General features: G+C 40.1%; 16 protein-coding genes and 1 pseudogene. 9 read left to right on the top strand and 8 right to left on the bottom strand.

Annotation, left to right across the window (positions count from 1 at the left end):
• Window positions 1-405: 405 nt before the first annotated feature.
• The 4 genes from AFK25_RS01550 to AFK25_RS01540 all read left to right on the top strand — a co-directional run bounded on the left by AFK25_RS01550 (window position 406) and on the right by AFK25_RS01540 (window position 2,716).
• Window positions 406-1,284 (top strand): IS982 family transposase, encoded by an 879-nt coding sequence (locus AFK25_RS01550; RefSeq protein ID WP_035063894.1) that lies wholly within the window; start codon window positions 406-408, stop codon window positions 1,282-1,284.
• Between the two features lie 449 nt (window positions 1,285-1,733).
• Window positions 1,734-1,886 carry a hypothetical protein gene (locus AFK25_RS14955; RefSeq protein ID WP_019417968.1) on the top strand — a complete coding sequence of 51 codons (153 nt, stop codon included), beginning with the start codon at window positions 1,734-1,736 and terminating at the stop codon, window positions 1,884-1,886.
• Window positions 1,887-1,939: 53 nt separating this feature from the next.
• Complete coding sequence (locus AFK25_RS01545; RefSeq protein WP_019417969.1) at window positions 1,940-2,128, top strand: hypothetical protein; 189 nt, start codon at window positions 1,940-1,942, stop codon at window positions 2,126-2,128.
• 3 nt (window positions 2,129-2,131) lie between these two features.
• A complete protein-coding gene (locus AFK25_RS01540; RefSeq protein WP_049720846.1) occupies window positions 2,132-2,716 on the top strand; it encodes a recombinase family protein in 585 nt (194 codons plus the stop codon).
• 19 nt (window positions 2,717-2,735) lie between these two features.
• Here the strand turns inward: AFK25_RS01540 and istB are convergent, their stop codons facing one another.
• The 3 genes and pseudogenes from istB to tnpC form a co-directional block, all read right to left on the bottom strand.
• Window positions 2,736-3,491 (bottom strand): IS21-like element IS5376 family helper ATPase IstB, encoded by a 756-nt coding sequence (gene istB / locus AFK25_RS01535; protein WP_009361858.1) that lies wholly within the window; start codon window positions 3,489-3,491, stop codon window positions 2,736-2,738.
• Window positions 3,488-4,615, bottom strand: a pseudogene (istA, locus tag AFK25_RS01530) (IS21-like element IS5376 family transposase); the annotation flags it as partial. The pseudogene istA and the gene istB, both read right to left, overlap by 4 nt.
• A gap of 72 nt (window positions 4,616-4,687) precedes the next feature.
• Window positions 4,688-6,136, bottom strand: a complete 1,449-nt coding sequence (gene tnpC, locus AFK25_RS01525) for an IS66 family transposase (RefSeq protein WP_049720844.1) — start codon at window positions 6,134-6,136, stop codon at window positions 4,688-4,690.
• Between the two features lie 396 nt (window positions 6,137-6,532).
• On the opposite strand from tnpC, the gene AFK25_RS01520 reads away from it, so the two are divergent.
• The 5 genes from AFK25_RS01520 (at window position 6,533) to AFK25_RS01505 (ending at window position 10,876) form a co-directional block, all read left to right on the top strand.
• Window positions 6,533-7,252 (top strand): hypothetical protein, encoded by a 720-nt coding sequence (locus AFK25_RS01520; RefSeq protein ID WP_128713000.1) that lies wholly within the window; start codon window positions 6,533-6,535, stop codon window positions 7,250-7,252.
• On the top strand, window positions 7,249-8,370 hold the full coding sequence (locus AFK25_RS01515; RefSeq protein ID WP_035063752.1) for a recombinase family protein: 1,122 nt from the start codon (window positions 7,249-7,251) through the stop codon (window positions 8,368-8,370). Before AFK25_RS01520 ends, AFK25_RS01515 begins: the two co-directional genes overlap by 4 nt.
• 48 nt (window positions 8,371-8,418) lie before the next feature.
• The gene (locus AFK25_RS01510; RefSeq protein WP_035063755.1) at window positions 8,419-8,787 is read left to right on the top strand and encodes a hypothetical protein; all 369 of its coding nucleotides are present in this window, start codon (window positions 8,419-8,421) and stop codon (window positions 8,785-8,787) included.
• 443 nt (window positions 8,788-9,230) lie between these two features.
• Window positions 9,231-9,401, top strand: coding sequence for a hypothetical protein (locus AFK25_RS15025; RefSeq protein WP_019418068.1), 171 nt, complete (start codon window positions 9,231-9,233; stop codon window positions 9,399-9,401).
• A 20-nt stretch (window positions 9,402-9,421) separates the two neighbouring features.
• Entirely contained in the window at window positions 9,422-10,876 is a 1,455-nt protein-coding gene (locus AFK25_RS01505) for a recombinase family protein (protein WP_240483353.1), read from the top strand.
• 26 nt (window positions 10,877-10,902) lie between these two features.
• Here the strand turns inward: AFK25_RS01505 and rlmD are convergent, their stop codons facing one another.
• The 5 genes from rlmD to AFK25_RS01480 form a co-directional block, all read right to left on the bottom strand.
• Window positions 10,903-12,273: a 23S rRNA (uracil(1939)-C(5))-methyltransferase RlmD gene (gene rlmD, locus AFK25_RS01500; RefSeq protein ID WP_019418070.1), complete on the bottom strand. Its 1,371-nt coding sequence runs from the start codon at window positions 12,271-12,273 to the stop codon at window positions 10,903-10,905.
• A gap of 65 nt (window positions 12,274-12,338) precedes the next feature.
• Window positions 12,339-13,265 (bottom strand): diacylglycerol kinase, encoded by a 927-nt coding sequence (locus AFK25_RS01495; protein ID WP_035063758.1) that lies wholly within the window; start codon window positions 13,263-13,265, stop codon window positions 12,339-12,341.
• 101 nt (window positions 13,266-13,366) lie between these two features.
• Window positions 13,367-13,750 carry a sulfite exporter TauE/SafE family protein gene (locus AFK25_RS01490; protein ID WP_240483355.1) on the bottom strand — a complete coding sequence of 128 codons (384 nt, stop codon included), beginning with the start codon at window positions 13,748-13,750 and terminating at the stop codon, window positions 13,367-13,369.
• Between the two features lie 248 nt (window positions 13,751-13,998).
• Complete coding sequence (locus AFK25_RS01485; RefSeq protein WP_035063762.1) at window positions 13,999-14,436, bottom strand: OsmC family protein; 438 nt, start codon at window positions 14,434-14,436, stop codon at window positions 13,999-14,001.
• Between the two features lie 27 nt (window positions 14,437-14,463).
• Complete coding sequence (locus tag AFK25_RS01480; protein WP_035063765.1) at window positions 14,464-15,417, bottom strand: arsenic resistance protein; 954 nt, start codon at window positions 15,415-15,417, stop codon at window positions 14,464-14,466.
• Between the last annotated feature and the right edge of the window lie 149 nt (window positions 15,418-15,566).

The following is a 15,566-nucleotide window of genomic DNA, read 5'->3' as shown; positions in this document are numbered from 1 at the left end:
CTTTTTGAGACAGGCGCGGACTTAAAAGAAGTACAGAATCGTTCAGGACATGCCTTTCTCAAAACAGCCGGCGATGTGTATGCCCAAATCGAAGAAAAAACTGCACGTATGTTCGATGATTTTATATAAAAAAACAGCTAGGTGGCACAAATGTGGTCAAATGCCACCTAGCATCCTTAAAAATGCCCTTATTTCATGGTTAATTTCGCGACACACTCAACGTGTATCGAGTGCTAACGGTAGTTAAAATCCAATAATAAAAATGAGATGTATTGGTGTATCTTTGCTATTTAAATAAAGAATACCCGTGGTGCTAGATAAAATCAGACAAGCATAAAAAATAGCCCTTGCATGAGGATCTCCTTAAAATGAAAGTGCGACCAAACATTTAAAAGGAGAATTCACATGCAAGAGCACTTTCATTTTACAACAGATCGTGTCAAACTTCAAAAACAATATGCATCGATTTTGCTTTTTGTATCGGCTCAACTATCGAGTATCCAGATTCCTCTTCAACGCCGAAATTGTCATTTGTTGAAACAGAAAGACGAAGTCATCATCACCATCCATGTCCTTGGAAAGTTGTTGGGCTTCACTTCCGAACGGGCTTGGCACCGGTTTGTGATCGGTAATTTGTTTCCCAAGGCCTTGTTCCCTGAACGTTCTCGGTACAACCGTCGCTGCCGAGCGCTTAGCTCTGCGATCAAGTGGATTCGGCACCAGCTGGCCAAGCGCGGGCAACACCATGCGTATGCGGTCGTGGACAGCTTGCCGATCGAGCTGTGTCATTCAGCTCGAATGCATCGCGTCAAACGGTTTCGTGGAATCGCCGATATTGGCTATTGTGCTTCCAAAAAGATCGCTTTCTATGAGTTGAAACTTCATCTGCAGGCCACCGATCAAGGGCTTCCGATGGGATATGTCGTCACCGAAGCGTCTTGTCACGACCGGGTGGCCGCTGAAACCGTCATGACACAAATTCCACATCCGTATAACCTAGGTGACAAGGGGTATATCATCCAAAAGCTGCAAAAGAAGCTATACGAAGAGTACCGAGTCGCTTTTTGGAAGCCCGTTCGAAAAAATCAGCGAGTTCACCAATCAGACGCATGGAAACAATGGATGAAACGAAAACGCAAAGTGATTGAAACCGTGTTTTCGATTTTAGTCGATTCGTATCGGATCACCGAGATTCGAGCGAACTCGGTTTCTGGATTTGAAACGGCACTGGATAGTATTTTACTGGCTTACTCCCTTGTTGTTCTTGGGCTAGTTGAGCGTTAAGACTCGACTAGCACCACGGGTTATAGTTGCCTTTTTAGCAATATGTTTTGAAACATTATAAGGTAACTTAATCATATAATCACTCCCTTACCTCTTAAATTGTATAAATCAAACAAATTATCTTTTAAAAAATGTTTTGACCTCTTCAAAAGAAAAAATCCGAAGATATAATGATTTCCGGTTAGCACAGCTTAACGAAAACTAAATAACATGTTAACCACTAAAAAGCGAGATCCGCAGGTTACATGTTGCTATCAATTTATTGATACACATGTTCTGCGGATTTTTTCATTACTTTAACATCGACGAAAGGGGTGAAAAGCATCAATGGATGAGAAAAATCAATATTACAGTTTGCTTGAAGAATGCCTAAAAATTTGTACAAAATATGGATTTTCCCAAGAGATTATAGAACTTTTTAAAATTTTATATCTGAAGGTGGGGAGCAAATGAAGCCATCTTTCACTGAATTGAAGGTTCCGGGGCATGAAACAAAGATCATTATCAAGAAACGTCCACATGTAAAAGAAAAAACTTTAAGTGTACAGCTTCAATTCCATTTAGAAGCAAATAACGTTAAAAAAAATACTAAAAGTGTATAAAACCGAATTTTCCCGTCAATGATTGTTAACAAAAATTGACGGGAGGACTTTTGGTGAAAATTGATTTAAAAATTGGGAAAGTAACGTTTAGTGAAGAATTGCCGAAAGAATCGAAATTGTGGTTAGAACGCTTAATCGAAAAGATTCTTTTGAATGAAATAAGCACAGATTTAACATTACAGGCTTCTATTTTGGCAAGAAACATGAAAAACGAAAAAATTTTGGACAAGGAGAGTAGTTAATTCATGCTAAACGTAGTGACAAAATTGAAAGTTTTATATATGCGTGTTAGTTCAGATAATCAGAGTGAAGAAATGCAGCTCAATGCTGCAAAGCGTTATTTAGAGCAATATAACTCTGATGAGGTGCTAATCCTTTGCGATCACGGTATATCAGCAACCAAGTTACCTCTTCACAAACGTCCGCAACTGGTAAAATTGCTTGATTTAGTTCGAGAGGACAAAGTGGATACACTACTTGTTTATCAACGTGATCGCTTAGCTCGTGATTTCTACGAGTATTTAACAATTATCTCAGAGCTAATCAAACATAACGTAAATGTTATTTTTACAGCTTCTGATTCACCACAATTTAATAAAGATATTGTTTTAGAAGGAGCATATGCTATCTTTGCACAACATGAAGGCCATCTGATTAATAAACGTACATCTGATGCAAGAAAACAAGCACCCCATCGCATATTCGGATATGACGTTACTAAAACAGAGAATGGTCGTTCCTATTCAATAAATGAAAAACGTGGTGAACTTGTTAAACAACTATTCTCTGTGTCAAGGCCGATTATTTTTTCCCCAAAATCGCCGGTTTAAAATTCCCCAGAAGGACCTTTCATTGATCCTTCTGTTTTTCTTGTTGGATCCTCTTTTCCCGTAATCGATAGCTTTCCCCCTTTAGGTTGAAAATGATGGAATGATGCAGTAATCGATCTAACATCGCTGTCGCCAAAACCGAGTCTCCCACGATTTCTCCCCATTCCCCGAAGCTTTTGTTGGAGGTGAGGATAATCGGGGCATGCTCGTACCGACGAGCGATCACTTGAAATAAGTAATGAGCGCTGTTCGGGTCCAGTTTTAGGTACCCCATTTCATCAATAATGAGAACGGTTGGCTTCACAAAGACACGAAGCTTTTTCTCCAACTTTCCTTCCTGGTCGGCTCTTCTTAACTGATTGACCAAATCGTGAGCGGTAATAAAATACGTTTTATACCCTCTTGCGATCGCCTCCATTCCAATCGAAATGGCCAGATGTGTCTTTCCAATCCCCGGTGGACCGAGAAAGAGGATATTTTCTTTCCGGTCAATAAAGGACAACGTAAGCAGCTCTCGAATCCGGCGCTCATCCACCGAAGGCTGCGCGGTAAAATCAAACGTATCGATCGTCTTGCGATACGGCAGTTTGGACAGCTTGATGAGCGTTTGGATCGATCGTGCCTGTTTTTCGACGATTTCTGCCTCTAATAAGCGGAATAAAAACTCTGAATATGATATATTATGAGTAGAGGCGTATTCTGCCATGGCGGACCATCGCTCCGCCATGACAGGCAAATGGAGTTGGTGGCAATACTCGTGTATGCGTTCTTTCATGAGCTTTCCCCTCGCAGGAATGCGTCATAAACGGACAATGGACGAGTATCCACTTCCATCGAAACAGGCGAAATGGTGGCGGCCATTTCTGTCTGTTTCTTTTTTATTTTTTCAGCGAATGAAATCACTTTTTTCTGTTGGTCCACGTGAGAAATCTCCTTCCCTCGAAAGTACAATCGAATATCTCCATTTAATCGCTCCTTCACTAGAATTTCTTTGCCTGCATACTCCGCCGATAAGAGCCATTGCTCCCCTTTATACGAGAAACTGCCATCCCAATGCACTTTCCGATAGGAAAGATAGCTCGTATCGTAATCTTTCAACGGGAGAGGTTTGAGTGACTCCTCGGCCCAACGCTCTTGCGGAGAAATACCGGTAGTGGCGTTTGGCTTCCGATTCGCCACTTGATCGAGCCAACGATGTAAAAGGAAATTTAATTCTTCGATGCTTTCAAACGATGTTCCTACATAGAAGTGATCCATAATATACTGAATGGCTCGTTCGACTTTTCCCTTTGTCTGGGCCCGGTAGGGCCGGCATACTTTTGGAATAAATCCGTAGTAACTCGCAAATTCAGAAAATCGCTTATTCCATTTCACCACTCCTTGTTCTCGCCCGTCTGTAACGGTCTTCATATTGTCAAATAACACCTTCTTCGGAACCCCACCAAAGTACTTGAAGCTCTGAATCAGGCATTCCATTAAGTGCTCCTGGTCCTGGCTGGTCGTAAATACCGCGTATTTCATCCGCGAATAGCCTAACGTGGCCACAAATAGCGATAACTTGACTTTTTTCCCTTCGATCACGACCTCCCCAACTTCTTTCCAATCGATTTGCATTTGTTCGCCAGGAAGCGTTTCATAGCGAACGGTGTATTTCTTTTTCGCCGTCTCTCGGAAAGGTTTCATATAGTCTTTTAAAATCGTCTTTCCTCCCGTATAGCCCTGTTGTCGAATTTCAAAAAACAACTTTTCGCTATTAAACACCCCATCTTCTAACATCCGTTTTTGAAGATACGGTTTAAATGGATCTAACTTGCTTTTTCTTTGTTTTCGCTTGGATTTGGAAGGAGGATTGGGGGAGTGAATATATTTTCGGACGGTTTTCCGATCGATCCCCAATTCGTAACTATTCACCCCCGTGCTAGTGTGTAAAAAGCCCAGCACAAATAGGGCATTTCTGTCATAGAAAATGCCCTACGTAGCGGAAAGAACACGATCTATCGTTTCACCTGTCAACAGAAGACACAACGAGTCCCACACGTTTTTTTCGTGCTTTGTGAGTGTGGAAACGATGCTTCTTGCGATGCAAAACGACTGCGCGAACGTTTCCTGACGAAACGTCCCTGAGATGTTCTCTTTGACTTTGACCATGCGAAGATCTCGTTCGGCTTGGTTGTTGTCAAAGGGAACGTGAGCTTCACGCAAAAAGCGCAGCGCTTCTTCCTTCCGTTTTTGAAGTCGCCGAATGAAGGAGAGCGCTTTTTTTGGCAACGGTGTCATCCCTTCCAACCGATGTTGCGCTTTCGCGAGTGTGCGATCATACACGCGCTCCCAACGTTTCGCTTCTTCTTCAGGAAGAAAGCCACCATGTTGTTCGACCACTTGTTTGGCGGATAATAGAAACGTGGTCATCCGTTTTGCCCATGTATGCCCTTGTTCGATGAACCCTTTCAAGTCACGTAAATGATGGGCATGACAAAGGGCATGCGTGGCTTCGGTGTATCTGGGATACGTACCGAATGCATCATGCATCATCGTTCCTTTATATTGTGGAAGAATCCCGATTTCATCGGTTGCTTTCTTTCCACGAGAAGCGTGAGGAGCTAAGTATGTATATGCAGATGTACAGGCGACATGAACCCAGGCCTGTTTGCCATCGATCCGCAAGCTCGTTTCATCCACATGCAAGATATCCGATGGAAGCAATGCTTCCTCGATGATGTCCATGTTTGGTTCGAGTGCTTCGCGTCCTCGTTTGACCATATTGACAAGTGTTCCTGTGCTGATCGGATGTTGATATAACTCTTCCATCATGTCACGTAAACGTTGATATGGAATCATTTGTATATTGTATAAATACACGACAAGCGCCGTGAGCCGTGGACCATATTGCACATGATTGGTGACGTGTGATGGGAACTCGGCTTGTTGTACGCACCGACAGTGCGGGCATGATTTCACTTCGCGTTCATGTTGTGTGACTTCCATCGTCACGGGAGGCAGATCAAACACTTGACGGACATCGACTTTGAACGGTTTTACGTCACGTAAAGAAGCCCCACATCCTTGACACGTATGGACGCGATGAACGACACGATGGTGTGGATGTTCCACTTGACAGAGCGTCGTTCCCTCATGTCCCTCCTGTCCGCCAGGCTTTTTGCCAGACGGTTCACGAGAGGAGCGCTTTTTCTCGAAACGGTCAGAAGATGGGGGCAGATGGCTATTAGAGCTGTTTTTTTTCGTGCGTGCTTCCAGCTCTTGAACGCGATATGTCAGTTGTTCATTTTCTTTACGTAGCTGTTTGTTTTCTTGACGCAAATGTTCATTTTCTTGAATGAGTTGATGAATGAGCTGTTTTTGTTGTTGGACTTTGCCCATTAAGCTCTCAACTGTAAATACAGCTTGTTGTACCGTCAACATGCGATTCACCTCCTTGTCTATCAATATTCACATCATAGACAAGGAAAGAAAAAAATATTCAGCTCACTTTATGATGTGGCTGAATAGTTACCCCAATTCCCTCGCAATATCGGAAATACTCATTCCCCTTTCATACATCTCTTTGATCATAAAAAATTCCCCTCTCGTAATCATGAACCATAGCTCCTCTCATTGACACTATGGTTCTATTGTAAGTGGGGAATTTTATTCCGGCTATATTGGGGATTTTATCATCGGCTTTAACACTCTGAAGCTGCAAATGTTGAAAACCTTGAAGAATTTCTAATCTTATTAACCAAATATAAAAAACTATTGGGGCGAAAAGTTGAAGATGTGCTAAAGATATTAAAACAACCGTTCTACGCTGGTTACTACATGAGCCAGAACGAATATCATCATTTACCACATGTTCCCGCGATTATCACACTCGATGAATATAAGAGTGTAAATAAAAAATTGGAACAATTAGAAAAGCAATATTATGAACTTAAAGCACAAACACAAGATAGTGCATTGATTAGACCTATATGTTTCATTTGTAACAACGAAATGTCATTGAAAATGAATGCAGTGGGTACTGAAGGATACTTTGTATGTAGCAGAAACCATAAATTAGTCGATATTCCAATTAAACAACTTAATGATATTATTAACGAAATTGTAACAGAAATATTGAACAACCTAAATATAAACGAACTGGAAAAGAAATGCCTTTCGTTTCTCACTTCGTTAAAAAAAGAAAATGATCGGGATAAAATAACTTGTTTACAAGCCATTCGAAATATTGAATACAAGTTGTGTACAACATACAACCTATCCAAACCTTGCAATGAAGCCAAAAAGCTCATGGCAGAACTAAGTGTGTTAGAGTCGAAGTTATCAAATATTGTGCAAAAAGAGCAAAAAATAAATGAGTGCTTACGGGAAATCAATGAATTAGTGCGACTAATCCAGTTAGTACTACAGGAAAGTCTAGAAGGTCATGAACGTCGCTTGTTAGCGAAAATGATTATTAAAAACTTAATTGTCCATCATGAATATGTAACTTGTGAGTTATTTTTCCACGAATTTTTCAAATCGGAGGTTTTAACATGACAATACCCAAATCAAATAAAGGGATCGGTTATATTCGCCGCTCCAGTCATAAGCAACTGGATAACCATTCTATTGAAATTCAAAAGCGCGAGATTGAAATAAGAGCAAAGGCTGAAGGTTACGAAATTATTCAATGGTGTATTGATGACGCAGTTAGTGCCTATCGAAAAACCGCTGCGGATCGACCAGCCATGCGGGAGCTTTTTATGTACATTATTAATAATGAGGCTGATGCTGTTTTCTTCTACGAAGAAAGCCGAATAGACCGTACATTCAACAGCTTTGTAACACAAATTTATAATCCTATTAAAGCTCTTAAACCAAATTGTAAGTTTTTTTGTACTACAGTTTCCGGCGAGTGGGACGCACACAATACGATAACAGAAATGAAATTGTTATTTGCTGGACAGGAATCCATCATTAAATCCAAACGGACTAAAGATACTCAAAATGGTTTACTAGCTAAAAAAATCCGTCCGGGTAGCAGAACACCGTTTGGTTATAAAAAAGTCATCGTTGATAAAGAAACCGGTTATAAAACATTTATTCCCGACGAAAATGCCCCTATTGTCTTACTCATTTTTTATCTATCTTCTTGGGGATATAGCAATGAAAAAATTGCAAAACTTCTAAACGAATGTAATGTTCCTTCACCAACTGGAAACGGATGGCATGAAAATACAATAGATGCAATCTTACATCGTTATATCTATGCTGGTCACTTAACTTGGAACGTCCGAAAAAGTGCTCATTCTAGTTCCCGTAAACCGAAAGAAGAAATCAATTTAATTGAAAATGTATATGAACCTATTGTGCCACCTCATCTTTGGCATCTCGTCAATGAAATGAGAGAACTCAAAAAACAAACGAAACAATTTGATACGCCGTTTTATTTACGCGGTATTGCTTATTGTAAAAATTGTGGGATTTCTTTAAAGACTAAAGTTGACACACCTAGCAAGTCAGCTAAAAAATATATGAAATATGTTTGTCCGAACTGTAAACAAAAAATCGATATGGATGCCGTTCATGAAATTGTATTTAAACGCTTCTCTACTCAATGGACTCAACAGTTTTATAAGATGAGAAGCCATGCTCAGAGACTACTTCTTCAATGAAAAAAAATCTTACGTACAGAGGAAGAGTCGTTAAAAAAACAGAAAGAGATGCTATTATACAATGAACGAATGATTGAGGGGAACAATGAAAAGCGTGCGTTTTTAAAACATATTTCTTCTGCAAAAGAAAAAATGCAGGAAAAACTTGCACAACTGCATTCCGTTATGGAACAAATTGATTTACTGTTGAACAACGATGAGATTGACAAGGTATTTCAACGCTTTGAACGTTTAACATCTTTAAATCAATTCAGTGATATTGAGAAACGTACACTATCACTAATGTTCATTAACCGAGTCGACATACATTTTGCAAGCAGACGAGTAGATATTGATTTCCGTTTATCCCCCTTTGTAGGACTGGAAAATGAAATTAAACAACTTACCGAAAATCACTCGTTTAAATTAAACGCCTAACCGAAAAATTATTTTATCTTCCCATACTTACTCCATGCACCATGTCAAAAAGCCTTGATAAACAAGGCCTTTTGACATAATTAACTCGGTTAGTTGTCTGTCTAGGTATACCAAGACAGGTAACTAAACGAACCCTCAATTTACTTTATGGGTAAAAAACCGAAAAATTAAACCACTAATTTATTTAATTTTTTTTAAAAAAACCTTCAAATATAAAAAATCGAAGGTATAATGTATTCAAAATTAAGGCCTTAAAGAGAATTTCTTTTGGAAAGTAAATCAAAAATTAGAAAGCACAATTGAGATAAACAAACTCAAAAAATACTGATTTTGTAACCCGACAAAAAGCGAAAACCGCAGAGGTTACTAAGCCACTTAAATGTATGTGGATGTGGCTGAGTACTCTGCGGTTTTTTATTTTTAAATGAAAGGAGCAAACCATTATGAAGAAAACGTTAAATTCCATAGAACGTGTTTATAGTAACCCTAAAGTAACCTTTTCTGAACTTATTAAATCCATCATCAATAATAAAATCGATGAAATTGTCAATAATGCTAAGAAGGTGAACACTGCTACATCTCAATTTAACAAGGAAGGATTGAATGCGAAATGAGATGTGGCGTTTATGTTCGAGTGTCTACTGATAAGTTAGAGCAACAAGCTTCTTTACAGTATCAAAAAGAATTATTTTATAACTATATCGCAGATAAAGGTTGGGATTTGTACGAATTTTACATTGATGTCGAATCAGGAACTACAGCAAAACGCAAAAATTTGCAGCGATTAATTGACGATGCAAGAAACAAAAAAATCGATGTTATTCTAGCCAAAGAGCTTTCACGTTTAGCGAGAAACGGAGAACTATCCTATCAAATCAAAAATCTTTGCGAAAATCACGGGGTTCACATCATTACGCTGGATGGAGCTATTAACACCTTACAAGGAAACACACACATGTTCGGACTTTATGCTTGGATGTATGAACAAGAAGCTCAACGTACAAGTGAACGAGTAAAAGAAACTCTCAAGACTCGTGCTCGGAATGGACGCTTCAAAGGCTCTGTTCCTCCATACGGATATACAGTCAAAGACGGAAAATTGTATGTTCGAGATGATGAAACTCCAAACATTGTTCGCAGAATTTTTCATGAATATTTAAGAGGCGATGGCCGAGATGTAATAGCAAGAAGACTTTATAACGAAGGGGTGCCAACACCAGCTGAAGTAGCTGGAAAAAAGAATGCAGGTGACAAGTGGAATGATTCCACTATCAAACTCATTTTAACGAATCCACACTATACCGGTGATTTGGTTCAAGGACGTACAACTACCGTGAGTGTCACAAGTAACAAACGAAAAAAGGTGTCTGATGAGGAGTTAATTATTGTTCCAAATGCTCATGATGCGATTATTCCAAGGGACATATTTGAAGCTGTACAGCATCAGATGAAATTACGTTCAAAAACCATCCCTGCTCCAAAACAACACCTATTTACGAACATTGCCTATTGCGCTGACTGCGGTAGCGGAATGTGGTATCGAGCAAATCGGAAAGGATACGTCTGTGGTGGATATGCCAGATTCGGCAAAAAAGCTTGCAGCAGCCATGTCATCAAAGAGGAAGTGCTTAAACAAACGATCATTAATGACATCCAGTCTCTCATGCAGCAAATTGATAAGGAACATTATTTAAAACAACTCGAAGAAAAAGCAAAACAATCTCAACTTTCCGTCCAAAAGAAACTGGATAAAATAAACAAACAAATTGATGTTTTAAAAGCACGAAAACGCAAATATATCGAGATGCTCGCCGATGACAAAATCACCCAAGAGGATTATCAAGATATGATTGAAGCAAACAACAATGAAATTAACGAGCTTGTCGTTTCAAAAAAAGAACTCGAATCTTTGTTATCAAGCAATAAAGTTGTTGAGAACATCCAAAAGTTGAAACATGAATTAGCTCAATTTTTAAATTTTGATGAATTAACACCGGAAATTTTGCATCGTTTAATTGATCGTATTGAAATTAAAGCGGATGGAACTCCAAAAATCTTTTATCGATTCTCCGCTCCGAAAATTGAATAAAAGCAGGAAACAAAACCGTTTCCTGCTTAATTTTCTCTCAAAACTATCTGCGAGACGCACTCAACGTGCATCGTATGCGGGAACATGTCGACCGGCTGGACTTCGATCGTTTTGTATCCACCGTCTTCTAATATGCGCAAATCTCGTGCGAGTGTTGCGGGATTGCATGAGACGTAGACGATTCGCTCCGGTTTCATGATGATCATCGTTTGTAGCAATGATTCATCACAGCCTTTTCGAGGAGGATCGACGACGATACAGTCAGCTCGCACTCCTTGCTCGTACCATTTTGGGATGATGACTTCCGCCTCTCCGACCGCAAATTCAACGTTTGTTATGCCGTTTAGTTCAGCGTTTCGTTTCGCATCGGCAATCGCTTCAGGAACGATTTCGACCCCGTACACTTTTCTCGCGTTTTTTGCTAAAAAGAGTGAAATCGTTCCGATGCCACAATACGCATCAATGACTGTCTCCTTCCCAGTCAACTCCGCGTATTCCAGCGCTTTTTCATACAGTACTTTCGTTTGCTCAGGGTTTACTTGATAAAAGGAACGGGCAGAAATCGCAAACCGAATGTCGCCGATATAGTCATACATATATTCCGATCCCCAAAGCACGCGCGTATGCTCTCCCATAATGACATTGGTCCGCTTCGGGTTTATGTTTTGCACAATGGACTTCACGTTCGGAACACGTTGTACAATTGCTTCAACAATTTTCTTTTTATGCGGCAACTCCTCGGTGCGTGTAATTAAAACGACCATCACTTCCTTTGTCGTTGCCCCATAGCGTGCCATAATATGACGAAGCACACCTTTATGCGTCTGTTCATTGTAGGCTGGGATGTTATATTGCTCGCAAATTTGTTTGACGGTTTGCACGACGATATCATTCATTTCTTGTTGGATCAAACAGGCGTCCATGTCGATAATGTCGTGGCTACGCTCTTTATAAAAACCCGCCACAAGCCCACCTTCACGCTCACCGACAGGTACTTGCGCTTTGTTTCGATACCGCCACGGATCGTTCATGCCGAGGACAGGGTGAACGGTCGCATGTTCAATTTTCCCGATGCGAGCGAGCACTTCTTTGACATGTTTATGTTTTGCTTTCAGCTGTCCCTCGTAACGAATATGTTGCAGCTGACATCCACCGCATTGTTTATAAATCGAACAAGGAGCATCGATGCGATCTTCGCTTTGTTCATATAGCTCGATTAAACGGCCAAAGCCGTACCCTTTTTTCACTTTGACAACTTTCACTTTCGCTTTTTCGCCTGGTAAACCGTTCGGAACGAAAATTGGAAAACCATCAATTTTTGCTACTCCTGCGCCGTCGTGTGTTAAATCTTCAAAAATGACATCGTAATATTCATTTTTTGCTACTGGTGCTTCCATATTTCTTTCCCCTTCCGCAAAATTGCTGTCAAGATTGTAGCATAGTCGAATAAAAAAGAACAGGTTTATTCCCCTGTTCTCATTTGTTCAGCTTTTTCTTTCGGAACAAATACGTTTATATGACGGTACAAGTTGACAAATTCCCCTGGAAGCATTCCGCCATACTCACCATCTAAATTGAGCTGCATATTTTCTTCCGTATACACTTTTACGCGATTTGCTTTTGTATAAATGATGTGTGGGTCGTGAATATGTTCGCCACGTAGTGCGAGCGTTGCAATTTTAATAAATTCTGCTAAGTTCGTTTCTTTTAAAATAATTAAATCAAACATGCCGTCATTTAACGATGAATTTGGGGCTAATTTTTCAAAGCCGCCAACAGAGTTCGTCAGCGAAACGAGAAAAAGCATCACAGCGCCTTCAAACATTTTGCCATCATACTCAATTTTCACATGAACAGGATGAAGGGAAGGAAGCATCTCAATTCCTTTCAAATAGTAGGCAAGTTGACCAATCATCGTTTTTAATTTACTTGGCACTTCGTACGTTAATTCCGTTAAGCGCCCACCGCCTGCGATGTTAATAAAATAATGTGTTTTTCCTTCGTTTGTCACTGCCCCAATGTCAATCGGCACCGCTTCCCCATTTACGATCACATCACACGCTCCTTCAATCGAACGTGGCACGCCGATGGCACGGGCAAAGTCGTTCGTCGTACCGACTGGAATAATGCCGAGGTTCGGGCGATATGAAGCCTCAGCTAGCCCGTTTACTACTTCGTTAATCGTTCCATCCCCACCTGCGGCAATGACGAGATCAAATTCGCGTTCTACCGCTCTTCTTGCGGCCTCTGTCGCATCCCCTGCCCCTGTTGTCGCATGACACGATGTTTCATATCCTGCTTGTTCAAGTCGAATCAGTACATCAGGCAAATGTTTTTTAAATATTTCCCTTCCTGACGTCGGATTATAAATAATACGTGCTCGTTTCATCCTCATCATCCTATTTGTTTTATTTTTCCACTATTTAACATCATACCAAATTTTCATTCATGTTGCAACGAACAAAAGAAAGCCGACTCAAATGAGCCAGCTTACGAAAACATTTCATACCAAATTTTTATCACAGTCGCTACAATTAATACAAGCAAAATGTATTCCAACACTTTTGTGTTCATTTTTTGACTCCATTTTGCCCCGATCGGCGCCGCTAGTAAACTAGCAATGACCATCACAAGCGATGGAATGAGGAGCATATGCCCCCCCATCACTTTTCCAACCGTCGCCCCGATCGATGAAATGAATGTAATTGCCACCGATGAACCGATCGCAATGCGCGTTGGCACTTTTAAAATGACGAGCATAATCGGTACAATAATAAACGCTCCTGCTGCTCCGACGATACCGGAAGCAATTCCGACAATAAACGATAACATAACTGCATACAATCGGTTAAATGCAAGTTGCTCTACCGCCACATGTTCGCTCCCCTTTGGCTTTGGAAAAACATGAATACGGCTGCAATCGAAATACCTGCTGAGCCAGCTCCAACAATTGCTACTTTCACATCGTAGACGTTCGCCATCGTTCATCGCTCCTTTTTGTATCCGCTTTCAATTTTGTTTTCTTAACTTAATTACATTGTATATGTTGTTAAACTATATACCCATAGGGGATTTCCCTTATCTTTTGATGCAAACAAAAAAGAGCGGCAAACACCGCTCTACTACGCTTTGTACCATTGATCATTCATTTGTACACCTGCTGCTTTAAATAACGTATATACTGGGCAACGCGCTTCGACTTTTTCTTTCAGTTGCATTATACGTTCTTCACTTTCGTTCGTTTTCACAGCTACTTCGACAGACACATTGTCAAAATAAGGACGAACAGATGGATCCCCCATAAATCCGCGCGGGTCAAACTGTCCCTTTACTGTAAAAGTCATGTCTTGTAAATCAAAGTTCATCTCCCGCGCCACGACGCGAGCAGTCACATTTTCACATGCCGCAAGCGCTCCAAGTAACATTTGAAGTGGATTTGCTCCTAAATCTTGTCCTCCCATTTGTTTCGCTTCATCAATCACAAATTCATGTTTTCCAGCCTTTGCCCGTGTTGTCATTCCTTCAGTAGTTGCTTGAACGATAAATGTCATTTTATTCATGCTAATCAGCTCCCTTTCTTAGTTGTTTTATTGTTTAAACCAATATTGATTTGCTATTTTTCCGTAGTAAGCGATCGACTGTTGTTGAACGATAAAAGCGAGAGTAACAATGAGTGCTGCTTCTGCACCGAAAGATGTTGCAGCTAAGCCGATCGCAATCGATAAATTACGCAAAACGGTACCGTTGACAAGCGCGATGCCGTCTTCACGATTAAAAAATTGTTTAGCTACCAACGTGCTAATCACATAGTTAACGAAATAGAAAAGTAACAATACCGCCAACGCGATGACAATAAGCTGTAAGTTAGATACGATCATTTTTGCTCGCATGCTAATGCTGACAAATACTACATATAGCATGGCCCATATACTTAACGGCGCAAAGTTTGGCTTTACTTGTTTTTGAAATTGCTCTGGCGTATATTTTCTCATTAGCCATTTAAATGTAACATGCCCGAGAATCATTGGTACAAACACAACGAGTAAAATCGTACGGAACGTTTCCATCACGTTAATGTCAACGTATTTTCCAACCATTACAAGCAAATACCATGGTGTTAACAAAGAGCCAAGCACGAGGCCAAATACAGTTAACTTTACAGCTGCTGCCATATTTCCTTTTTGAATCGCTGTCCATGAAATCGTCATTCCACTCGTCGGAAGAAGCGCGGACAGGGCAAGTCCTGCAAACATGATCGGATGATGTTGCAACATCGTCTTTCCGATCAAAAAAGCAATAAATGGAATAATAATAAAATTGATAACGATGGAAGCAAACAATATTTTCTTTTCTTTTAAATGAGTTAATTCCTTCCATTTAAAACCAACCATCGTTGCATAAATCATGATAATTGTTGCAAACAAAATGGTCGACTTTAAAAAACTCGTATCTACAAACGTTCCTACGATAAATCCGAACAACAATGTTGCTGGAACGCTAATGAGTAAATGTTTTTGTGGGAAAAAATATAATTTTTTCATTCGTGTCCCCCTTTCTTATATACCCCGTTAGGTATTTACACTTATACTATAAGGGGTATATAAGAACTTTGCAACCTTTTTCACAAATTCGTCATATTGTTATCGCTTTCACTCCTCTACATGTAAATTTCCTTTTTTCTGTTTTTGTT

This window comes from Anoxybacillus gonensis, from assembly GCF_001187595.1.
Lineage (GTDB): Bacteria > Bacillota > Bacilli > Bacillales > Anoxybacillaceae > Anoxybacillus > Anoxybacillus gonensis.
This window is presented reverse-complemented; position numbering and strand designations above follow the sequence as displayed.